The organism is Phycicoccus flavus (assembly GCF_004025965.2).
Taxonomy (GTDB): Bacteria; Actinomycetota; Actinomycetes; order Actinomycetales; family Dermatophilaceae; genus Phycicoccus; species Phycicoccus flavus.
Genome location: NZ_SAYU02000012.1, coordinates 43123 through 63971, shown reverse-complemented (window position 1 = coordinate 63971; position 20849 = coordinate 43123). Strand labels below are relative to the sequence as shown.

Below are 20849 nucleotides of genomic sequence, written 5' to 3'. Positions count from 1 at the left end.
TTCCTAGCCAATGATCGGCGCCCCTTCCGGGAGGGAGTAGCGGCGCGTGTGCTGCCGGAGGGCGAGCGCCGACACGAGGGTGATGGGTCCGAGCCGCCCGATGAACATGAGGACGACGAGGACGAGCTGCCCGGCGACCCCCATGTTCGGGGTGAGACCGGTGGACAGGCCGACGGTGGCGAAGGCCGACGTCGCCTCGAAGAGGACCTGCGGGATGGCGAAGTCGGTGAGCTCGGTGAGGAGCATGGTCGAGCCGACCACCGCCGCCATCCCGAGCAGCGCGACGGTGAGCGCCTGGCGGATGACCCGCGGCTCGATGCGGCGGTCGAAGGCGGTGACCTGCGGCTCGCCACGCACCTCGGCGACGATGACGAAGAACAGGAGGATGAACGTCGTCACCTTGAGGCCGCCGGCGGTGCTCGCCGACCCGCCCCCGACGAACATGAGGATGATCGTCCCGAGCAGCGTCTCCTGGGTGACGTCGGCGTAGTCCCAGGCGTTGAACCCGGCCGTCCGCGGCATGACCGCGTGGAAGAACCCGTCGAGCAACTTGACCGGCCAGCCCAGGGTGCCCACCGTGTCCGGGTTGCTCCACTCGCTCACCGTGACGAAGAGGGTGCCGACGACGAGCAGGCCCACCGTCATCGTCAGGGTGAGCTTGGTGTGCAGGCTCCAGCGGCGCGGGCTCGTCCGCTTGACGAGCTCGAGGATCACCGGGAAGCCCAGCCCGCCGACGATGACCGCGACGGCGATGGGCACGAGGATCCAGCCGTCGCTCTGGTAGCGCACGAGGCTGTCGCCGTGCAGCGAGAAGCCCGCGTTGTTGAAGGCCGAGACCGAGTGGAACACCCCGAGCCACAGGGCGCGCCCCGGCGGCTGGCCCTCGACGAGCAGCCGGCCGGTGAGCAGGGCCGCGATGACCGACTCGACGACGACGGTGATGGCGAAGACGCCGCGCACGACGGTCCGCACGTCGCCGAGGCCGACGCTCTTGGTCTCGGCCGCGGCGTTGAGCCGGGTCCGCAGCCCGAGCCGGCGCGAGACGAAGAGGGCGAGCAGCGAGCCGAGCGTCATGAGCCCGAAGCCGCCGACCTGGATGAGCGCGAGGATCACCGCGTGCCCCGTGCTGCTCCAGTAGCGCTCGGTGTCGACGACGGTGAGCCCGGTGACGCACACGGCGCTCGTCGCGGTGAACAGGGCCGTGAGCAGGCTCGCGCCGTTCTCGGCGGTCCGGCAGACGGGCAGGAGGAGGAGCACGGTGCCGACGGCGATGGCGCTGCCGAACGCGGTGGCGACGACCTGCGCGGGATGGCGGAAGCGGCGCTTGCGCAGGCCGCCGCGCCGGCCCTCCCCGATCGTCACCGAGACAGCATGGCAGGCCCGTCGCGTGCGGGTCGGGAGGAGGGTCCGCGGGTGCAGACTGGCGACGTGCTGTCCCTGCGCATCACGGTCCCGGCCGGGCTCACCGGCGCCGTGCTGGACGTCCTCGGCGACTGCGAGGCCGTGAGCGGGATCGCGGTGCTGCGGGGCGCCTCGCTGCTCCCGCCGGGCGACCTCGTGCTCGCCGACCTCGCCCGCGAGGGGGCCAACCCCGTCCTGGACGCCCTGCGCGACCTCGGGGTGCACGAGGAGGGGACGATCCGGCTCGACCCCGCGCCGGCCTTCCTGTCGCACGCGGCGTACCGCGCCGAGAAGCGGGCCCCGGGGGCGGCGGCCGACGCCGTCGTGTGGACCGAGGTCGAGCAGGAGGCGTACGAGGACTCGGAGCTGAACTGGACCTACCTGTCCTTCATGACGCTGGCGACGCTCATCGCCGGCGTCGCGGTCCTCACCGACAACCCCGTGCTCGTCGTCGGGGCGATGGTCCTCGGCCCGGAGTTCGGACCGATCGCGGCCCTGGGGCTGGCCCTCGTCGCCCGGCGGCCGCACCTGCTCGGGCTGGCGGCGCGCACCCTCGTCGTCGGGTTCGCCGTCGCCATGGTCCTCACCTGGCTCGCGGCGCTCGTGGGCCGCTGGGCGGGATGGGTGACCTACGACGCGGTGACCCGGGACCGCACGCTCACCGCGTTCGTCGCCAACCCCGACCACTGGAGCCTCGTTGTCGCGGTGCTGGCGGCGGCGGCCGGCGTGCTGTCGCTCACCTCCGGGCGCACCCGGGGGCTGGCGGGCGTCTTCATCTCCGTCGTCACCGTGCCGGCCGCCGGCAACATCGCCGTGGCCGCCGCCGTCGGCGCCTGGGAGCAGGTGACGACGGCGGGCGAGCAGCTGGGGATCAACCTGGCCGGGATGGCGGTGGCGGGCTGGTTGACGCTGCTGCTGCAGCGCACGCTGTGGTCGCGGGTGCGGCTGCGCCGGCCGTCGATGATCGGCCGCCCGCCCCCCTGAGCGGGCCGTCCGGCCGCCCGGCCGGGACGCGAGCGGGCGACGGGAATCGAACCCGCGTAGCCAGTTTGGAAGACTGGGGCTCTACCATTGAGCTACGCCCGCGCACCTCGTCGGCGTGCACCGCGAGGGCAGCGCTAGCCTAGGGCGGCGCGCGCGGGAATCAGAAATCGCCAGGACCGCCGGTGTCCCCCCTCCTGGGCGCGCACCGGGGTATGGCGCAGCTTGGTAGCGCGTCCGCTTTGGGAGCGGAAGGCCGCCGGTTCGAATCCGGCTACCCCGACGAGCGAGCGAGCGGCCCGGCGCCGGCGCCCGGTCGAGGGGTCACGACACGCGGCACCGGTGGTCGTCGGTGCAGCGCGTCGTGGCTCCTCGACGCCCCGCGGGTGACCGGCGCCGACCGTGGTGGACCTCACCGCACCGTGCAGGTCAGCTCGGTGACGGTCCGGCCGTGCCGCAGCCCCTTGGCCTCGAAGCCGTCGTCGGGGCGCCAGGCCGGCCGCTCCCCCTCGACGACGTCGAAGCCGCCGTGCGCGGCCAGCTGCTCGCGGCAGTGCCGCGCGTAGGAGTCGATGTCGGTCGCGACGCGCAGCACCCCGCCCGCGACGAGCCGCGAGGCGACGAGGTCGAGGCTGTGCTGCTGGACGAAGCGCCGCTTGGCGTGGCGCCGCTTCGGCCAGGGGTCGGGGAAGAACAGGTGCACGGCGGCGAGGGTGTCCGGCCGCACGCGGTCGGTGAGCAGCGGCAGGGCGTCACCGACGTGGGCCCACACGTTCGCGACCCCGGCGGCGTCGGCCGCGGCGAGCATGCGCGCCACCCCGGGCACGTGGACGTCGACGGCCACGACGTCGGCCTCGGGGTGCTCGGCGGCGTACGCGATGGCGGCGGCGCCGTGCCCCGAGCCGATCTCGAGGACGACGGGTCCGCTGCGCCCGAACGCCTCGGCCGGGACGAGCGGGCCGTCGGGGAGCGAGCGCGCGGGCAGCAGCGTGGCCATGCGCTCGTCGGTGAGCGGGCTGTTGCGCCAGCGCGGGGTGAAGGTGCGGACCCCCTCACGGGGGGTGCGGTCCAGGACCGGGCGGGGTGCCACGGGGAGGTCCTCCGGAAGTCGGTGACGGGGTGACGGGCCGCGCGGCCCGTCGGCGGACGGGCTCAGACGCGGCGCACCGCGAGCGCGGCGCGGTCGTCATCCTCCCCCGAACGGGCCGACTCGCACACGTCGCGGGCCACGTCCCCCTCCCGGAGCACCGACATGGCGGCGACGCCGAGCATCCGGTCGATGCCGTCGGTGAGGTCGCGGTCGCGGGCCTCGATGACGCCGTCGGAGTAGACGAGCAGGGCGTCGCCGCGACCCAGGCTGCCCTGCTGCCTCGGGAACTCGACGTCCGGGACGATGCCGAGGATGGGCCCGCGTCCGGCGTCGAGCACGGTCCAGCGGGCCCGGCCGGAGGTGTAGCGCGCGGGGGCGGGGTGGCCGGCGCTGGCGGTGGAGTAGCTGCCGGTGCACAGGTCGACGTCGAGGTGGACGGCCGTCGCGAACCCCTCCTCCCAGCCCTGCCGGAGGAGGTACTCGTTCGCCGCGCGCAGGAAGTCCTCGGACGGCACGGCCCCGAGCAGCCCGCCGAGCGCGCCGGACAGCAGCAGGGAGCGGGTGCCCGCGCCGGTGCCCTTGCCCGACACGTCGACGAGCGCGACCTCGAGGCGGGTGCCGGACGGGTGCAGGTGGGCGATGACGAAGTCCCCGGAGAACCGGTCGCCGTGCGCGGAGAGGATGCACGAGGTCGCGGACCAGCCGGCGGGCAGGGCGGGCACCCGTCCCCCCGAGGAGATCCGGTCCCGCAGCTCGGCGAACATCCGGTCACCGCTCAGCCCGCGGGTGCCGACCCGCGCGCGGGAGCGGGAGATGACGACGACCAGGCCCATGACGGCGACGACCGCGACGAGCACGCCGACGACCCGGAGCGGCGCGAGGAGCGAGTGCGGCACCCAGACGGCGACGACGACGGCCACGACGGCGAGCACGACGGTGAGGCGGCGCGGCTCGAGCAGCAGGCCGGAGACGACGAGGAAGGGGAAGACGAGCGAGATGGGCACGATGTCCGGGACCTGGGTCACCCCGACGCCGAGCAGCACGACGACGGCGATCAGCGCCGGCATGATGTAGCGGCTGTCGTCGAGCACCGCGAACCGGTTGGTGAAGACGTAGCGGTGCAGCTCGTCGGGGGCACCGTCGTCGGTGCCCGGGGTTCGGCTCATGCCCACCTCTCGGACGCTCGACCGGGCCGCGGTAACAGTAGTGCCGCGGGCGGCGCGCCGCCACAGCACCGCCGCAGGTCAGCGGCGGTGTGTCGCACGGCGTCCCGGGGTCAGGGCAGCGGCGGCAGGGTGCCCTCGGCCTCGTAGGCCTCGAGCATGGCGATCCGGCGGGCGTGCCGCTCCTCGCCGCTGAACGGCGTCGCGAGGAAGGTGCGGACCATGGCCCGGGCGAGCGCGGTGTCGGTGGTCCGGCCTCCGAGGGAGATGACCCGGGCGTCGTTGTGCTCGCGGGCGAGGCGGGCGAGCTCCTCGTCCCAGCACAGTGCGGCCCGCAGGCCCTTGACCTTGTTGGCCGCCATCTGCTCGCCGTTGCCGGAGCCGCCGAGCACGATGCCGAGGCTGTCGGGCTCCGCGGCGACGGCCTCGGCGGCCCGCAGCACGTAGACCGGGTAGTCGTCGAGCGCGTCGTACGCGTGCGGCCCGTGGTTGACGACGTCGTGGCCCTCGGACTCCAGGAACGCGACGAGGTCGCCGAGCATCTCGAACGCGGCGTGGTCGCCGCCGATGTGCACGCGGGCCACGGCTCAGTCCTCCGTGTCGAAGATCGGGCCCTCGGTGCGCGAGCGCTTCAGCTCGTAGAAGCCGGGGGTGCGGGCGACGAGCACGCAGCCGTCCCAGAGCAGCCCGGCGGCCTCGCCCTTGGGCGCCGGGGTGACGACGGGACCGAAGAAGGCGACGCCGTCGACGGCGACGACCGGGGTGCCGACGTCGTCGCCGACGAGGTTGATGGCCCGCTGGTGGCTGGCGCGCAGCTCCTCGTCGTACTCGGTGGTGCGCGCGGCGTCCGCGAGGTCGGCGGGCAGGTCCAGCGCCGCGAGCGCCCCGGCGACGGCGTCGCCGAACTCCATCTTCTCGTGGTGGATGCGGGCGCCGATCTCGTCGTAGAGCGGCTTGACGATCTCGTCGCCGTGGTCGCGCCGGGCGGCGATGACGACCCGCACGGGGCCCCAGCCCCGGTCCATGAGGGCGTCGTAGTCCTCCGAGAGGTCCCGATCCTGGTTGAGGACGGAGAGGCTCATGACGGACCAGGTGACGTCGACGTCGCGGACCTTCTGGACCTCGCCCATCCAGCGCGAGGTCATCCAGGCCCACGGGCAGAGCGGGTCGAACCAGAACTCCGCGGAGGCGCGGTCGGACGCAGTCGTGGAAGTGCTCACGTCGTCATCCTGCCACCGACGCGCGGGCGGTTCGGAGGCAGCGCCCGACCGTGACACCATGGTGGGTCGACGCGGCCCGATCGGCCCGCCGGCGACCACCCCCCGACCACCCCGCGAGGAGTCCTCCGTGCCCGGTACGAACCTCACCCGTGACGAGGCCGCGGCCCGCGCCGCGCTCGTCACCGTCGACACCCACGACGTCACGCTGGACGTCACGACGGGGGACGAGACGTTCGCCACGACGAGCACGATCCGCTTCTCCTGCACCGAGCCCGGCGCCGAGACCTTCCTGGACTTCGTCGGCGCCTCGGTCGAGGAGATCCTCGTCAACGGCACGGCCCTGGACCCTGCGACGCACTACGCCGACAGCCGCGTGCGCGTCACCGGGCTCGCCGCGGAGAACGAGGTGACGGTGCGGGCCACCGGCCGCTACACGAACTTCGGCGAGGGCCTGCACCGGTCCGTCGACCCGGTGGACGGCGAGGTGTACCTCTACACCCAGTTCGAGGTGCCGGACAGCCGTCGCGCGTTCCCGGTCTTCGAGCAGCCCGACCTCAAGGCCGCCTTCGCCTTCACCGTCACGGCGCCGGAGCACTGGCAGGTCGTCTCCGTCTCGCCCACGCCCGAGCCCGAGCCGGCCGGCGAGGGCAGTGCGACGTGGCGCTTCGCCCGCACCCCGCGCCTCTCCAGCTACGTGACGGCCCTGGTGGCCGGGCCCTACGACGTCGTCCGCGACTCCGTGAGCACCCGCGGCGGCGAGGTGCCGCTCGGGCTCTTCTGCCGCCGCAGCCTCACCCCCTACCTCGACGCCGACAACCTCTTCCGCCTCACCAAGCAGGGGTTCGCCTTCTTCGAGGAGGAGTTCGACCTCGCCTACCCGTTCGAGAAGTACGACCAGCTCTTCGCGCCGGAGTACAACATGGGCGCGATGGAGAACGCGGGTTGCGTGACGATCTCGGAGACCTACGTCTTCCGCTCCCGCGTCACCGAGGCCCTCGAGGAGCGGCGCGCCCTCACCGTCCTGCACGAGCTCGCCCACATGTGGTTCGGCGACCTCGTGACCATGACCTGGTGGAACGACCTGTGGCTCAACGAGTCCTTCGCCGAGTGGGCGTCGACGACGTGCCAGGCCGAGGCCACCGACTGGGCCGACGCGTGGACGACCTTCTGCACCTACGAGAAGGACTGGGCCTACACCCAGGACCAGCTCTCGACGACGCACCCGATCGTCGCCCCGATCGAGAACCTGCGCGACGTCGAGGTGAACTTCGACGGCATCACCTACGCCAAGGGCGCCTCGGTGCTCAAGCAGCTCGTCGCGTACGTCGGCCGGGACGCGTTCCGGGACGGCCTGCGCGAGTACTTCCGCACGCACGCGTGGGGCAACACGACCCTCGCCGACCTGCTCGTGCCGTTGGAGAGGACGTCCGGGCGCGACCTGCGCGCCTGGTCGAGGGCCTGGCTGGAGACCGCCGGCGTCAACACGCTGCGCCCGGTGGTCGAGGTCGACGAGTACGGGCGCGTCACCTCCGCGGTCCTCGAGCAGACCTGCACCGACGTCGGCGTCTTGCGCCCGCACCGGCTGGGCGTCGGCCTGTACGACGTCGAGGACGGCGCGCTGCGCCGCACCGACCTGCTGGAGGTCGACGTCGACGGCGAGCGCACCGAGCTCCCCGCCCTCGTCGGCCGGCCGCAGCCGGACCTGCTCCTCGTCAACGACGACGACCTCGCCTACGCGAAGATCCGGCTCGACGAGCGGTCGCTGGCCACCGCCCTCGCGCACCCGCGGGGCTTCACCTCCTCGCTGCCGCGCACCCTCGTCCTCGCGTCCGCGTGGGACATGACCCGCGAGGCCGAGATGGGTGCGCGCGCGTTCGCCGAGCTCGTCCTCGCGACCGTCCCCGGCGAGACCGACTCCACCCTGCTGCGCACCCTGCTCGGTCAGCTGCGGACCGCCGTGCACTTCTACTGCGCGCCCGAGCACCGGGAGGCGACGCGCTGCTCCACCCGCGACCGGCTCTGGGAGGCCGCGCGGTCCGCCGCCCCGGGCAGCGACGCCCAGCTGCAGCTCGTGACCGCCGTCGCCGGCTTCAGCAGCGCCGGTGACGACCCCACCCCGATGCGCGCCCTGCTCGACGGCAGCGGACCCCTCGAGGGGCTCCGGGTCGACTTCGAGGTGCGCTGGACCCTGCTCACCGGGCTGGCCGCGGCCGGCGACGTCGACGTCGCCGAGATCGACGCCGAGCTCGCCCGCGAGGACACCGTCACCGGACGCGAGCGCGCCGCCCGGACCCGGGCCGCGATCCCGACCGCCGAGGCCAAGGCCGCCGCCTGGCACACCGCCGTCGAGCAGCGCGGCACGACGAACGCCGTCGTCCAGATGACCGGGCTCGGCTTCGCCCGGCCCGGCACGCCCGCGGACCTGCTCCGCCCCTACGTCGAGCGCTACCACGCGATGCTCGACACCGTCGACGACATCGGCTCCTCGGCGCTCGTCGAGTCCGTCGTCGTCGGCCTCTACCCCCTGCCCCTGGCCGACCGCGAGCTCCTCGACGCGACGGAGCGCTGGCTGGCCGACCACCCGACCGCACCCGCAGCGCTGCGCCGGCTCGTCGCCGAGAACCGCGACCCGGTGCGGCGCGCCCTGACCGCCCAGGAGCGTGATGCCCGTGACTGAGGCCGTGACCGCCCTCACCACCCTGCCCGACCTGTCCGTCCTCGACGCCCGCGTCGTCATGTCCGCGGCGCAGCGCGCCCAGGAGTGGCTGCTGTCCGACGGGCTGCGGGTCCTCGCGACGATCGCCATTGCCCTCGTGGCCCGGTGGGCCCTGCACCGGGTCGTCGGCCGCACCGTCGCCCGGATGACCGAGCGCTCCACCCAGCGGGCCGGCGAGACCGACGCCGAGGGGAACCTGCTGAAGACGACGACCGGCCTGTCCGGCGAGCGGCACCGCGCCCGGGTCCAGACCGTCGGCTCGCTGCTGCGCAGCGTCGGGACCTTCGTCATCGGGATCGTCGCCGGGCTCACCGTCATGGGCCTCATCGGCCTCCCCCTCGGGCCGCTGCTCGCCTCGGCCGGCGTCGGCGGGGTCGCCATCGGCTTCGGCGCCCAGAGCCTCGTCAAGGACTTCCTCTCCGGGATCTTCATGATCTTCGAGGACCAGTACGGCGTCGGCGACGTCGTCGACACCGGCGAGGCCATCGGGACCATCGAGGAGGTCACGCTGCGCATCACCCGGCTGCGGGACGTCGACGGCGTCGTCTGGTACGTCCGCAACGGCGAGATCGTCCGGATCGGCAACCGCTCGCAGGGCTACGGCGCGGCCTGGGTCGAGCTGCCGGTGTCCTACCGCGAGGACATCTCGCGCGTCCTCGGCGTCGTCCGCGGGGTGTGCGAGACGTTCGCGGCCGACCCCGAGTGGGAGCCCAAGCTCATCGAGCCGCCGACCGTGCTCGGCGTCGACTCCATCACCGGGCAGACGGTGACGATCAAGGTGCTCGCCAAGTGCCTGGCCGGCGAGCAGTTCGCCGTCCAGCGCGAGCTGCGCGCCCGGGCCAAGGAGGCCTTCGACGCCGAGGGCATCCAGGGCCCGCCGCTGCCGCCCTTCGCACCCGGGACCCAGCCGTGAGCCTGTACGAGGAGGTCGGCGGCGCCCCGACGTTCGAGCGTCTCGTCCGCGCGTTCTACGAGGGCGTCGCCGACGACGAGCCGCTGCGCGCGCTGTACCCGGAGGAGGACCTCGGCCCGGCCGAGCGCCGGCTGCGGATGTTCCTCACCCAGTACTTCGGCGGTCCGGGCACCTACAGCGAGGAGCGCGGCCACCCCCGGCTGCGGATGCGGCACGCGCCGTTCCCGGTGACCCTCGACATGCGCGACCGGTGGATGCGGCACATGCTGCACGCCGTCGAGGTCGCCGCGATTCCGGAGCCGCAGGCCGAGCAGATGCGCGACTACTTCCTGCGCGCCGCCCACATGCTCGTCAACACCGCCGACGACCCCCACGCCGGCCACCCGCCCCTCACCCCCTGAACTTTCTCGCCTGATCCCGGAACCTTCACCTTCGCCGCCCCACCGAACCCCCGCGAACCCGAACTTCCTCGCCTGATCCCGGAACCTTCACCTTCGCCGCCCCACCGAACCCCCGCGAACCTGAACTTCCTCGCCTGATCCCGGAACCTTCACCTCCGCCGCCCCACCGAACCCCCGCGAACCCGAGCTTCCTCGCCTGACCCCGGAACCTTCACCGTCCTCGGACGACGCCCCGCGTCGGGCGTCAGCCCACGAACGCCACCGCGGCGAGGACGTGGACGACGACGACCGCGAGCACCGACGTCCCCACGAGCACGCGCCCGAGGACCGGCCCGGTCCGCCGCCGCAGCGCCCCCGCGCCGGAGAGCTGCCCGAGGGCCAGCAGGGCCGTGAGCACGAGCCCCGTTCCGGTCCCCCAGTACTGCTCGCCGTCGTTCCATGTCGGGTCCCCCCGGCCGACGGCGACGCCCACGCCGGTCCACAGGAGGAACGCCGCGGGCACCGAGAGGACGACGAGGGCGCCGGTGCCGACGAGCGCGGCGACGACGGCCCACACCGCCGTCCGCCGGGTCGTCCCGCCCCGTGGGCTCGCCCCCCGCGCCATGCACCCATGCTCACACCGCACACGTGCCACCGGCACGGCGCCCACCCTCCACGACCCGTTTCCGACGACGCCGGAGCAGCCACCGACCGGGTGCTGAGAGCACCCCGGCGCCGGTTTCCCCCACGGGCCGCGGATAGGCAACGATGGGGCGGGTGACCGCTGCGACCACGCCGCCCCTGACCGCCGCCGGAACCCTCGTCCACCCCGCCGACTCCCCGGACGCGGAGTGGTGGCGCGACGCGGTCATCTACCAGATCTACCCGCGCTCCTGGGCCGACGCCGACGGCGACGGCATCGGGGACCTGCCGGGCATCACCGCACGGCTCGGCTACCTCGCCGAGCTGGGCGTCGACGCCGTCTGGCTCAGCCCCTTCTACGTCTCGCCGATGAACGACGCCGGCTACGACGTCGCCGACTACCGCGACATCGACCCCCGCTTCGGCACCCTCGAGGACGCAGACGCGATGCTCGCGCGTGCCCACGAGCTCGGCCTGAAGGTGCTCGTCGACCTCGTCCCGAACCACACGAGCAGCGAGCACGAGTGGTTCCGGGCCGCCCTCGCCGCCGGCCCGGGCAGCCCGGAGCGTGCGCGGTACGTCTTCCGCGACGGCCGCGGGACCGACGGCGAGCAGCCCCCGAACAACTGGCCGTCGGTCTTCGGCGGCCGCGGCTGGTCGCGGGTCACCGAGGCCGACGGGACGCCCGGGCAGTGGTACCTCCACCTCTTCGACGTCACCCAGCCGGACCTGGACTGGACGAACCCGGAGGTCCACGCCGAGTTCGAGTCCGTCCTGCGCTTCTGGTGCGACCGCGGGGTCGACGGGTTCCGCGTCGACGTCGCCCACGGGCTGGTCAAGCGCGACGGCCTGCCCGACTGGCACGGCAAGGTCGGCCTCTACGACGACGTCGTCACCGACGACGGCCCGCAGGAGGAGGGGTCGCCGCCCGAGGAGAGCGGGGTGCTCGACCACAACGCCACCTCGGACTCCCCCATGTGGGACCAGGACGGCGTCCACGACATCTACCGCGCGTGGCGCACGGTCCTTGACTCCTACGGCCGCCCCGACCGCATCCTCTGCGCCGAGGCCTGGGTCACCCCCGACACCCGCCTGGCCCTGTACGTCCGCGACGACGAGATGCACCAGGCGTTCAACTTCGCCTTCCTCGAGACGCCGTGGGACGCCGCGCCGCTCGCGGCCGTCGTCGAGTCCTCGCTGCGGGTCAACGACGACGTCGGCGCCCCGACGACGTGGGTGCTGTCCAACCACGACGTCGTCCGGCACGCCTCCCGCCTCGGGCTGGACCAGTCCGGCCCCCGCCCCAACGGCGTCGCGGCGGACGACCCGCAGCCGGACGCCGAGCTCGGCCTGCGCCGGGCCCGGGCGGCGACGGCCATGATGCTCGCGCTGCCCGGCGGTGCGTACGTCTACCAGGGCGAGGAGCTCGGCCTGCCCGAACACACGACGATGCCGGACGAGGTCCGCCAGGACCCCACCTTCCACCACACCCACGGCGAGGTGACCGGCCGCGACGGCTGCCGGGTGCCCATCCCGTGGACCAAGGGCGCGCCGTCGATGGGCTTCGGGCCGGGCGACCACCCGTGGCTGCCGCAGCCCGAGGCCTACGACGACCTCGCGGTCGACCAGCAGGAGGGCGTGCCCGGCTCCACCCTCGAGCTGTACCGCACGCTGCTCCGCCTGCGCCGCGAGCACCGGCTGGGGCGCGCGTCGCTGGCCTGGGACGAGCTGTGCTCCGAGCACGTCGTCGCCTTCCGGGTGTCCGCGCGGGACGGCGACGAGGTCCTCGTCGTCACGACCGTCGGTGGCGACCCCGTGCCGCTGCCGGCCGGCGAGGTGCTTCTCGCCTCGGGCCCGCTCGGCGAGGACGGCACCCTGGGCCCGGACACGACGGTCTGGCTGCGCCCCGCGACGGCCTGAGGTGCGTGCCGCCGACGTCCCCTACCTCGCCGGCGACGGCCCGGTCGGGCTCGCCCACCGCGGCGGGCCCGGGCTGGCCGCGAACGCCGGCGTCGAGAACACCCTCGCCGCCTTCGGGCGGGCCGTCGCGCTCGGCTACCGGTACCTCGAGACCGACGTCCACGTGACGGCCGACGGGCACGTCGTCGCCTTCCACGACGACGTGCTCGACCGGGTCACCGACGCCCGCGGCCGGATCGCCGACCTGCCCTGGTCGCGGGTCCGTGAAGCCCGGGTCGCCGGGACGGAGCCGGTGCCGCTGCTCGCGGACCTGCTGACCGCCTTCCCCGACACCTTCGTCAACATCGACGTCAAGGCCGACGCGGCGCTCGAGCCCACCCTGGCGGTCCTGCGCGCCCACGACGCCCTGGCCCGGGTGTGCCTCGGGTCGTTCTCCGAGCGCCGGATCCGCGCCGCCCGCCGGGCGCTCGGCCCCCGCGTGGCCACGGCCGCCGGGCCGGTCGGCGTCGCCCTGCTGCGCTTCTCCCCCGGCCCGCTCGCCCACCTGCTGCACACGCCCGCCCCGGTGCTGCAGATCCCGGCCGAGCACGTCGTCGCCGGGCGGCGCGTCGCCCTCGTCACGCCGGGTCTGGTCCGCCGGGCCCACGCGCTCGGCAAGCACGTGCACGTGTGGTTCCACGCCGGCGCCAGGGAGGACGCCGCCGAGTTCCACCGGCTGCTCGACCTGGGCGTCGACGGCCTCGTCGCCGACCGCATCGACGTCCTGGCCGCCGTGCTCGCCGAGCGCGGCCACCCGCTCGCTCCCAGGTCGGCGGTCTAGATTGGCGACGATGCGACAGGAGGCGACGCCCGCGGCCACCGGCCCCCTGGATCGCCCCTACCTCGAGGTCACCCTGGCCGCCCTGGCCCTCGTGACCATCGTCGCGTTCGAGTCGATGGCCGTCTCGACGGCGATGCCCGACGTGGCCCGCGAGCTGGACGCCGTCCGGTCCTACGGGTTCGCGTTCTCGGTGATGCTCACGGCGCAGCTGCTCGGCATCGTCGTCGCCGGGGTGTGGAGCGACCGGTCCGGCCCGCTGCCCGGCGCCTTCGTCGGCCAGCTGCTGCTCGGCGCCGGGTCCCTGACGTGCGGGCTCGCCGGGCGGCTCGACGTCTTCCTCGTCGGCCGGGCCCTCACCGGGCTCGGCGGCGGGCTGCTCGTCGTCATGCTCTACGTCATCGCCGGACGGGTCTACCCCGAGACGATCCGGCCGCGCCTGTTCACGTACGTCTCCGCGGCGTGGGTGCTGCCCGCGCTCGCCGGCCCGCCGATCTCGGCCTGGGTCACCGAGACCCTGTCCTGGCGCTGGGTGTTCCTCGGCGTCGTCGTCCCGGTGCTCGTGACGATGGTCGGGCTCTGGCACGCCCAGAAGCGGGTGGACACCTCGGGGCTGCGGGCGGCCGTCAGCTCGCGCGACCACCGCACCCACGTCCGGACGGCCTGGGCGGGGCTCGGGGTCGCCGTCGCGGCCGGCGCGCTGCAGTACGGCACCCACGAGCTCGAGCTGCAGTGGTCGGCGAAGACGCTGCTCGCGGTGCTCGGGCTCGTCGGGGTGGCCGCGGTCGTCCCCGTCCTGCTGCCGCGCGCGACGTGGGTCATGGGCCGTGGGCTGCCGAGCGTCGTCCTCGCCCGGGCGCTGCTCTGCGCCGCCTTCTACGCGGGCATCACCTACGTGCCGCTCTTCCTCGTCGGGCAGCGGGGCGCGAGCCTGCGGACGGCGGGCCTGGCCCTGGCCGTCGGGTCGGTCGGCTGGGCCGTGGGCGCCTGGTACCAGGGGCACGACGCCCTGCACCTGCCGCGGCACCGGCTCGTCGAGGTCGGCGGCGCGCTGCTCGCGCTGGGGATGGGCTGGCTGGCCCTCGTCGCCTGGGCCAACCTCCCGGCGTGGCTCAGCGTCCTGGCGCTGCTGCTCGCCGGGCTCGCCATGGGCACCGGGGTGACGACGACGACCGTCCTCGCCCTCGAGCTCGCGCCCGTCCACGACCACGGCGAGACCTCGTCGGCGCTGCAGCTGTCCGACGTGCTCGGCAGCGTCCTCGGCATCGCCGGCGCCACGGCGGCCTTCGCGGCGGCGCACCACCCGGGCCGGGACAACCCGCTGTTCGGCGCCATCTTCCTCGGGCTCGCGGTGACCGCGGCCGTCGTCGTCCCGGCGGGTCAGCGCATCAGGACGTGACCGCCGACGGCGGTGAGGCGGGTCCACCGGTTCGCCCGGTGCACCCGCACCGGGCTACCGGGGGCGAGGAAGCCGAGCGAGAACGCGGCGAACGCCCCGCCGGCGCGCACGCCGGGCGCCACCTCCTGCGCCCAGACCCGGTCGCGCACCAGCCCGGCGGCGGCGCCGCGCTCCCGGACGGCCGTGCTCACCGTCGCGAGACCGGACCGGGCGGCACGCACGAGGTCGTCCGAGGCGATCTCGCCCGCGACCTCCCACCCGGACCGCGGCGGGGTCACGGCGGACCAGGCCGCGAGCGCGCGGGTGGGCGGCACCGGGAGGTCGGCCGAGCCGGCCGCCCGCGTCGTGCGGTCGGTGACGGCGCCGAGCGGGACGACGGCGTCGCAGTCGGCGGGCTCCAGCAGCCCGAAGGTCCGCAGCCCGAGGACGGTCCCCTCGGCGAGGATGCCGCTGCCCGGCACGACCCCCACCCAGGCGGCGAGGACGTCGCCCGACGCCTGCAGCCGCATCGCGCCCCCCTCGTCGAGGGCCCGGGCCCGGGCGGCGTAGCGACCGAGGTCGTCCAGCGACGCGGCGTCCGCCAGCCGCAGGACGGGGGTCACCGGCGCTCCCACCGGAACGCGACCGGCTCGCCGCGGTGGCGGTCGAGCACGGCGGTCACCTCCCGCGACAGCCGGCGGGGACGCCCGGCGGCGAAGTCGTAGAGGACCAGGCCGGTCTCGGCGACGGCGTAGACGGTCTCCCCGAGGTCCTCCGGGTCGCGCACGACGTAGCCGAGGTCGAACCCGGCGCCGTGGGTGCGGGTCACCCACATGTCGACCCGCACCGGGGCGGGACGGAAGGACAGCGGCGCGCGGTACTCGATGGCGTGCCGGGAGACGACGATGCCCTCGTCGAGCATCGAGGGTCCGTCGCCACCCCACTCGGCGATGCCGATGACGCGGGCGTCCTCGAGCAGCCGCAGGAACTGGACGTTGTTCACGTGGCCGTAGGCGTCCATGTCGGACCAGCGCAGCGGGACCAGGGCGACGTAGGGCTCGGCCATGGCCTCATCCTCGCAGCGATCGCGCAGCGTCCGGACCTAGGGTGGCCCGCGTGACCATCGCCCCCAGGACCGCCGCCCTGCTCGAGCACCGTCTCGCCACCGCCCAGCACGACGGACGCCTGCCGTCCGTCGTCGCCGGGCTCGTGCGCGACGGGGGCCTGGTCTGGAGCGGCGCCGCGGGGACGCTGGACGGCCGGGCCGGAGGGGAGCCCGCGGACGACGACACCCAGTACCGGATGGGGTCGATCACGAAGACCTTCGTCGCCGTGTGCGTCCTGCGGCTGCGCGACGCCGGCCGGCTCGACCTCACCGACCGCTTCGAGCAGCACGTCCCCGGCTCCGACCTCGGCCCCGCGACCCTGGAGCAGCTGCTGAGCCACGCCGCCGGCGCCCAGGCCGAGACCAACGGCCCGTGGTGGGAGCGCACGCCGGGCGGCGACTGGGACGCCCTCGCCGGGTCCCCGGTGGGGCGGCGCTTCCGGCAGGGCCGCCGCTTCCACTACTCCAACGTCGGCTACGGGGCGCTCGGCCGGCTGCTCGAGGTGCACCACGGCACCTCGTGGTCGGAGGTCGTACGCACCGAGCTGCTCGAGCCGCTGGGGATGCGCCGCACGACGACCCGTCCGAGCGGCCGGGCGGCGCAGGGCCTGGCCGTCCACCCCTTCGCCGACGTCCTGCTGCGCGAGCCCGAGCACGACGGCGGCGCGATGGCGCCGGCCGGGCAGCTGTGGACCACGGTGGCGGACCTGGCCCGCTGGGCGACCTTCCTGGCCGGCGACACGGCCGGCCTCCTCGACGCCGCGACGCTCGCCGAGATGTGCGAGCCGCACCACGTCGTCGACGAGCCCGGCCAGCCCTGGACCGGGGCCCACGGGCTCGGCTTCCAGGTCTGGAACGTCGCCGGGGTGCGCTACGCCGGGCACGGCGGGTCGATGCCGGGCTTCCTCGCCGGGCTGCGGGTACGGCTCGACACCGGCGACGGGGTCGTCGGGATGACGAACACGACGTCCTCCCCCGCCCTGCGCGCACTCGACGACGACCTCCTGTCGACGCTGGAGTCCGAGGAGCCGCGAACGGTGACGCCGTGGAGCGCCACCGGCGACGCCGGGCTGCTGGACCTCGTCGGCACCTGGCACTGGGGCGCGTCGACGACGGCCGCCACCCTGCGCGGGGGCCACCTCGTCCTCGGCGAGCCGGGCACCGGCCGCGGCGCCCGCTTCCGCCCCACCGGCGAGGACGCCTGGGTCGGGCTCGACGGCTACCTCACCGGCGAGCCCCTGACCGTCGTACGGCGCCCCGACGGCACGGTGTCGCACCTCGACGTCGCGTCCTTCCGGTTCACCCGGACGCCCTACGACCCCGACGCCGACGTCCCCGGCGGCGTCGACGACCTCGGCTGGCACTGACCCTCCCCGAGGCTGTGGACACCGGGCTCCGGGTGTCGGAGCGCGTGCGTACGGTGGGCGGACCATGACGACACCGCTCGACGCCCCCGCCCCGCCCTCCCCCGAGGTCACCGAGCGCGCCCGCACGGCGCTGCGACGGCTCGTCGGCCGCGACGACGTCGACTTCCGCGACGGTCAGCTCGAGGCCGTCTCGGCCCTGGTCGCCGACCACGCCCGCGTCCTCGTGGTCCAGCGCACCGGCTGGGGCAAGTCGGCCGTGTACTTCGTCGCCACGGCGCTGCGCCGGGCCGAGGGCGCGGGTCCCACCGTCATCATCAGCCCGCTGCTCGCGCTCATGCGCGACCAGATCGCCGCCGCCGGACGCGCCGGCATCCGCGCGGTGACGATGAACTCGGCCAACGCCCAGGACTGGGACGAGGTCCGTCGCGCCCTCGCGGACGACGAGGTCGACGTCCTGCTCGTCAGCCCCGAGCGGCTCAACAACCCCCGCTTCCGCGACGAGCAGCTGCCCGACCTCGCCCGCCGCTGCGGGCTGCTCGTCGTCGACGAGGCGCACTGCGTCAGCGACTGGGGCCACGACTTCCGGCCCGACTACCGCCGCATCCGCGACCTGCTCACCGAGCTCCCCGACGACGTGCCGGTCCTCGCGACGACGGCCACCGCCAACGCCCGGGTCGTCGCGGACGTCGAGGAGCAGCTCGGCGTCGGCGGCCGGCCGGTGCTCACCGTGCGCGGCGGGCTGGCGCGGGACTCGCTGCGGCTCGGCGTGCTGCGCTCGATGTCCCCGGAGCAGCGGCTCGGCTGGCTGCTCGCGCACCTCGACGAGCTGCCGGGCTCCGGGATCGTCTACGCCCTCACCGTCTCGACCGCCGAGGACGTCGCCGCGTCCCTGGCCGAGGCCGGGCACCCCGTCGCCGCGTACACCGGCCGCACCGACCCCGCCGACCGCGAGCGGCTCGAGGGCATGCTGCGCCGCAACGAGGTCAAGGCCCTCGTCGCCACCTCGGCGCTCGGCATGGGCTTCGACAAGCCCGACCTCGGCTTCGTCGTCCACCTCGGCGCCCCGAACAGCCCCGTCGCCTACTACCAGCAGGTGGGCCGCGCCGGCCGCGCCACCGACCGCGCCGACGTCCTGCTCCTCCCCGGGCCGGAGGACCGTGACATCTGGCAGTACTTCGCCTCGGTGTCGATGCCCCGCGAGGAGCAGGCCACCGCCGTGCTCACCGCCCTGGCCGAGGCCGGGCGTCCGCTGTCGACCGCCGCCCTGGAGACCGCGGTCGACGTGCGCCGCACCCGCCTCGAGCTGCTGCTCAAGGTGCTCGACGTCGACGGCGCGGTCCAGCGGGTCTCCGGCGGGTGGACCTCCACCGGCCGGCCCTGGGAGTACGACGCCGAGCGCTACGACCGGGTCGCCGCCACCCGACGCGACGAGCAGCAGCTCATGGTCGACTACGAGCGCACCGAGGACTGCCGCATGGCCTTCCTGCAACGGACCCTCGACGACGACTCCGCCGTGCCGTGCGGCCGCTGCGACGGCTGCGCCGGCCCCTGGTACCCCACCGACGTCCCCGACCGGGTCGTCGGCGCCGCCCGGGAGCGGCTGCAGCGGGTCGGGGTCGCCGTCGACGCCCGCGCGCAGTGGCCCACCGGCATGGACCGCATCGGCGTGCCGGTCAAGGGGAAGATCGCCCCGGGCGAACAGGCCGAACCGGGCCGCGCGCTCGCCCGGCTGTCCGACCTCGGCTGGGGGCAGCGGCTGCGCGAGGTCCTCCGCGAGGACGGACCCGCCTCCCCCGAGCTGCTCCGGGCCTGCGTCCCGGTCCTCGCCGAGTGGGGGTGGGCGGAGCGCCCGGTGGCGGTCGTCGCCATGCCGTCCCGCACCCATCCGCAGCTCGTGCAGTCGCTCGCCGCCGGGCTCGCCGAGATGGGCCGGCTCCGCCCGCTCGGGTCCCTCTCCTACGCGCACGACGGCCCCACCGGCGAGATGGGCGGCAACAGCGCCTACCGGCTGGCCGGCGTCTGGGACCGGGTCGTCGCCGGCCCGGACCTCGCCGCGGCGCTCGACGGGTGCCCGGGGCCGGTGCTGCTCGTCGACGACGTCGTGTCCTCGCGCTGGACCCTCACCGTCGCCGCCCGGGCCCTGCGCCTCGCGGGCGCACCGGGCGTGCTGCCGTTCGCCCTCGCCGTCGACGGCTGAGCCGCCGGTAACCACCGCCGCCGAACACCGCCGCGGAGACCGGCGGGTCGTCGGTCAGACGTCGCCGCCGAGGTAGGCGGCCTTGACCGAGTCGTCACCCGACAGCTCCGCGCCGGTCCCGGACCGGACGATCTCCCCGGTCTCGAGGATGTGCGCGGTGTCGGCGAGCTTGAGGGCCTGGGCGGCGTTCTGCTCCACGACCAGGACCGTCGTCCCCTGCTCGTTGATCTCCTTGATGATGGAGAAGATCTGCTGGATGAGCTTGGGCGCCAAGCCCATCGACGGCTCGTCGAGCAGCAGCAGGCGCGGCCGGGCCATGAGGGCACGGCCGATGGCGAGCATCTGCTGCTCGCCGCCGGACATGGTCCCGGCGATCTGCCGCTCGCGCTCCTTGAGCCGCGGGAAGAGGTCGAAGACGCGGTCGAGGTCCTCGCGGTAGGCGGGCGTCTTGACGTCCTTGCGGACGTAGGCACCCATGTCGAGGTTCTCGCGCACCGACATCCCGACGAACACGCCGCGTCCCTCGGGCGACTGGCTGAGCCGCAGCGCCACCCGCTCGTAGGCCGGGACGTTCGTGATGTCCTGGCCGTCGAAGCGGACCTGGCCCTCGCGCACGGTCCGCAGCCCGGAGATGGTCTTCAGCGTCGTCGTCTTCCCCGCGCCGTTGGCGCCGATGAGGCAGACGATCTCGCCCTCCTGCACCCCGAACGAGATGTCCCGGATGGCCTCGATGTGCCCGTAGTTGACGCAGAGGCCCTCGACCTCAAGAAGCATCCTCATCCACTCCCAGGTAGGCGGCGATGACCGCCGGGTCGTCGCGGATCTCGGCGGGGGTGCCCTCGGCGATCTTCTTGCCGAACTCGAGGACGACGATGCGGTCGGTGACGCCCATGACCAGGCGCATGTCGTGCTCGATGAGCAGGACGGTGAAGCCGCGGTCGCGGACCCGCCGGATCAGCTCCATCAGCTGGACCTTCTCCTGCGGGTTGAACCCGGCGGCCGGCTCGTCGAGGCACAGCAGCTTCGGACCGGTGGCCATGGCCCGGGCGATCTCGAGCCGCCGCTGGTCGCCGTAGGAGAGGTTGGCCGCGAGCTCGTCGGCGCGCGAGGCCAGGCCCATGAACTCCAGCAGCTCCATGCCGACGGTGTGCGCCTCGTCCTCCTCGCGGCGGTGCTTCGGCGTCCTAAACAGCGCGGAGAGCACGCCGGCGGAGTGGTTGGAGTCGGCGCCGACCAGCACGTTCTCCAGGGCCGTCATCGACCGGAACAGCCGGATGTTCTGGAAGGTGCGGGCGATGCCGCGCTTGGTGATGGCGTGGCGCTTGAGCCCGGCCAGGCTCTGGTCCAGGAAGCGCACCTGCCCCGACGTCGGCTGGTACACGCCGGTGATGGCGTTGAAGGCCGTCGTCTTGCCGGCCCCGTTGGGGCCGATCATCCCGAGGATCTCGCCCTCCTCGATGTGGAACGTCACCGAGTCCAGGGCGGTGAGCCCGCCGAAGCGGAGCGTCACGTCGTCGAACTCGAGGATGCGGCGACCGTGCTCGTTCGTCGTCTCCACC

The 20849-nt window shown here is 74.4% G+C and carries 19 protein-coding genes and 2 tRNA genes; 10 read left to right on the top strand and 11 right to left on the bottom strand.

Annotated elements, in window-relative coordinates; all coding sequences use genetic code 11:
• Positions 1–3: 3 nt before the first annotated feature.
• The gene (locus EPD83_RS05725) at positions 4–1362 is read right to left on the bottom strand and encodes a TrkH family potassium uptake protein (protein WP_235950362.1); all 1359 of its coding nucleotides are present in this window, start codon (positions 1360–1362) and stop codon (positions 4–6) included.
• A 51-nt stretch (positions 1363–1413) separates the two neighbouring features.
• Between EPD83_RS05725 and EPD83_RS05720 the strand changes: the two genes are divergently transcribed.
• Complete coding sequence (locus EPD83_RS05720; protein ID WP_235950361.1) at positions 1414–2385, top strand: DUF389 domain-containing protein; 972 nt, start codon at positions 1414–1416, stop codon at positions 2383–2385.
• Positions 2386–2416: 31 nt separating this feature from the next.
• Here EPD83_RS05720 and EPD83_RS05715 read toward each other — a convergent pair.
• Positions 2417–2487, bottom strand: a tRNA-Gly gene (locus tag EPD83_RS05715).
• Positions 2488–2591: 104 nt separating this feature from the next.
• Here EPD83_RS05715 and EPD83_RS05710 point away from each other — a divergent pair.
• Positions 2592–2665 (top strand) — tRNA-Pro (locus tag EPD83_RS05710).
• Between the two features lie 129 nt (positions 2666–2794).
• Here EPD83_RS05710 and trmB read toward each other — a convergent pair.
• From trmB to EPD83_RS05690, 4 genes are all read right to left on the bottom strand, one after another.
• The gene (gene trmB / locus EPD83_RS05705; protein WP_165566328.1) at positions 2795–3472 is read right to left on the bottom strand and encodes a tRNA (guanine(46)-N(7))-methyltransferase TrmB; all 678 of its coding nucleotides are present in this window, start codon (positions 3470–3472) and stop codon (positions 2795–2797) included.
• A 62-nt stretch (positions 3473–3534) separates the two neighbouring features.
• Positions 3535–4638 carry a PP2C family protein-serine/threonine phosphatase gene (locus EPD83_RS05700; protein ID WP_165566327.1) on the bottom strand — a complete coding sequence of 368 codons (1104 nt, stop codon included), beginning with the start codon at positions 4636–4638 and terminating at the stop codon, positions 3535–3537.
• A gap of 110 nt (positions 4639–4748) precedes the next feature.
• Complete coding sequence (locus EPD83_RS05695; RefSeq protein ID WP_268951193.1) at positions 4749–5219, bottom strand: ribose-5-phosphate isomerase; 471 nt, start codon at positions 5217–5219, stop codon at positions 4749–4751.
• Positions 5220–5222: 3 nt separating this feature from the next.
• A complete protein-coding gene (locus EPD83_RS05690; RefSeq protein WP_165566326.1) occupies positions 5223–5855 on the bottom strand; it encodes a DsbA family protein in 633 nt (210 codons plus the stop codon).
• Positions 5856–5982: 127 nt separating this feature from the next.
• Between EPD83_RS05690 and pepN the strand changes: the two genes are divergently transcribed.
• From pepN to EPD83_RS05675, 3 genes are read left to right on the top strand one after another with little or no spacing between them, the layout of a single operon-like run.
• A complete protein-coding gene (gene pepN, locus EPD83_RS05685) occupies positions 5983–8532 on the top strand; it encodes an aminopeptidase N (protein WP_165566325.1) in 2550 nt (849 codons plus the stop codon).
• Positions 8519–9484 (top strand): mechanosensitive ion channel family protein, encoded by a 966-nt coding sequence (locus EPD83_RS05680; protein WP_407676015.1) that lies wholly within the window; start codon positions 8519–8521, stop codon positions 9482–9484. The genes pepN and EPD83_RS05680 overlap by 14 nt, the downstream gene beginning before the upstream one ends.
• On the top strand, positions 9481–9885 hold the full coding sequence (locus tag EPD83_RS05675; RefSeq protein ID WP_128366552.1) for a globin: 405 nt from the start codon (positions 9481–9483) through the stop codon (positions 9883–9885). The genes EPD83_RS05680 and EPD83_RS05675 overlap by 4 nt, the downstream gene beginning before the upstream one ends.
• Positions 9886–10129: 244 nt before the next feature.
• Here EPD83_RS05675 and EPD83_RS05670 read toward each other — a convergent pair whose 3' ends face one another.
• Positions 10130–10489: a hypothetical protein gene (locus tag EPD83_RS05670; RefSeq protein WP_128366551.1), complete on the bottom strand. Its 360-nt coding sequence runs from the start codon at positions 10487–10489 to the stop codon at positions 10130–10132.
• 143 nt (positions 10490–10632) lie between these two features.
• Here EPD83_RS05670 and EPD83_RS05665 point away from each other — a divergent pair, with 143 nt between their 5' ends.
• From EPD83_RS05665 to EPD83_RS05655, 3 genes are read left to right on the top strand one after another with little or no spacing between them, the layout of a single operon-like run.
• Positions 10633–12426: a glycoside hydrolase family 13 protein gene (locus EPD83_RS05665; protein ID WP_165566324.1), complete on the top strand. Its 1794-nt coding sequence runs from the start codon at positions 10633–10635 to the stop codon at positions 12424–12426.
• A gap of 1 nt (position 12427) precedes the next feature.
• Positions 12428–13246 carry a glycerophosphodiester phosphodiesterase family protein gene (locus EPD83_RS05660; RefSeq protein WP_165566323.1) on the top strand — a complete coding sequence of 273 codons (819 nt, stop codon included), beginning with the start codon at positions 12428–12430 and terminating at the stop codon, positions 13244–13246.
• Between the two features lie 10 nt (positions 13247–13256).
• Positions 13257–14642: an MFS transporter gene (locus EPD83_RS05655; RefSeq protein WP_128366023.1), complete on the top strand. Its 1386-nt coding sequence runs from the start codon at positions 13257–13259 to the stop codon at positions 14640–14642.
• Here EPD83_RS05655 and EPD83_RS05650 read toward each other — a convergent pair.
• Positions 14624–15244: a hypothetical protein gene (locus EPD83_RS05650; RefSeq protein ID WP_128366024.1), complete on the bottom strand. Its 621-nt coding sequence runs from the start codon at positions 15242–15244 to the stop codon at positions 14624–14626. The genes EPD83_RS05655 and EPD83_RS05650 overlap by 19 nt on opposite strands.
• The gene (locus tag EPD83_RS05645; protein WP_128366025.1) at positions 15241–15687 is read right to left on the bottom strand and encodes an acyl-CoA thioesterase; all 447 of its coding nucleotides are present in this window, start codon (positions 15685–15687) and stop codon (positions 15241–15243) included. Before EPD83_RS05645 ends, EPD83_RS05650 begins: the two co-directional genes overlap by 4 nt.
• Positions 15688–15737: 50 nt before the next feature.
• Between EPD83_RS05645 and EPD83_RS05640 the strand changes: the two genes are divergently transcribed.
• Together EPD83_RS05640 and EPD83_RS05635 are read left to right on the top strand one after the other, a co-directional pair.
• On the top strand, positions 15738–17093 hold the full coding sequence (locus EPD83_RS05640) for a serine hydrolase domain-containing protein (protein WP_128366026.1): 1356 nt from the start codon (positions 15738–15740) through the stop codon (positions 17091–17093).
• Between the two features lie 64 nt (positions 17094–17157).
• Positions 17158–19290 carry a RecQ family ATP-dependent DNA helicase gene (locus EPD83_RS05635; RefSeq protein WP_128366027.1) on the top strand — a complete coding sequence of 711 codons (2133 nt, stop codon included), beginning with the start codon at positions 17158–17160 and terminating at the stop codon, positions 19288–19290.
• A 54-nt stretch (positions 19291–19344) separates the two neighbouring features.
• Here the strand turns inward: EPD83_RS05635 and EPD83_RS05630 are convergent, their stop codons facing one another.
• On the bottom strand, positions 19345–20064 hold the full coding sequence (locus EPD83_RS05630; RefSeq protein WP_128366029.1) for an ABC transporter ATP-binding protein: 720 nt from the start codon (positions 20062–20064) through the stop codon (positions 19345–19347).
• Positions 20054–20848, bottom strand: coding sequence for an ABC transporter ATP-binding protein (locus EPD83_RS05625; protein ID WP_205859425.1), 795 nt, complete (start codon positions 20846–20848; stop codon positions 20054–20056). Before EPD83_RS05625 ends, EPD83_RS05630 begins: the two co-directional genes overlap by 11 nt.
• Position 20849: the final 1 nt, after the last annotated feature.

Coding starts and splice junctions, on each gene's coding strand:
- EPD83_RS05700 (WP_165566327.1), bottom strand. CDS start 4,638: ATGAGCCGAACCCCGGGCACCGACGACGGTGCCCCCGACGAGCTGCAC.
- EPD83_RS05680 (WP_407676015.1), top strand. CDS start 8,519: ATGCCCGTGACTGAGGCCGTGACCGCCCTCACCACCCTGCCCGACCTG.
- EPD83_RS05670 (WP_128366551.1), bottom strand. CDS start 10,489: ATGGCGCGGGGGGCGAGCCCACGGGGCGGGACGACCCGGCGGACGGCG.
- EPD83_RS05665 (WP_165566324.1), top strand. CDS start 10,633: ATGGGGCGGGTGACCGCTGCGACCACGCCGCCCCTGACCGCCGCCGGA.
- EPD83_RS05655 (WP_128366023.1), top strand. CDS start 13,257: ATGCGACAGGAGGCGACGCCCGCGGCCACCGGCCCCCTGGATCGCCCC.
- EPD83_RS05645 (WP_128366025.1), bottom strand. CDS start 15,687: ATGGCCGAGCCCTACGTCGCCCTGGTCCCGCTGCGCTGGTCCGACATG.
- EPD83_RS05635 (WP_128366027.1), top strand. CDS start 17,158: ATGACGACACCGCTCGACGCCCCCGCCCCGCCCTCCCCCGAGGTCACC.
- EPD83_RS05630 (WP_128366029.1), bottom strand. CDS start 20,064: ATGCTTCTTGAGGTCGAGGGCCTCTGCGTCAACTACGGGCACATCGAG.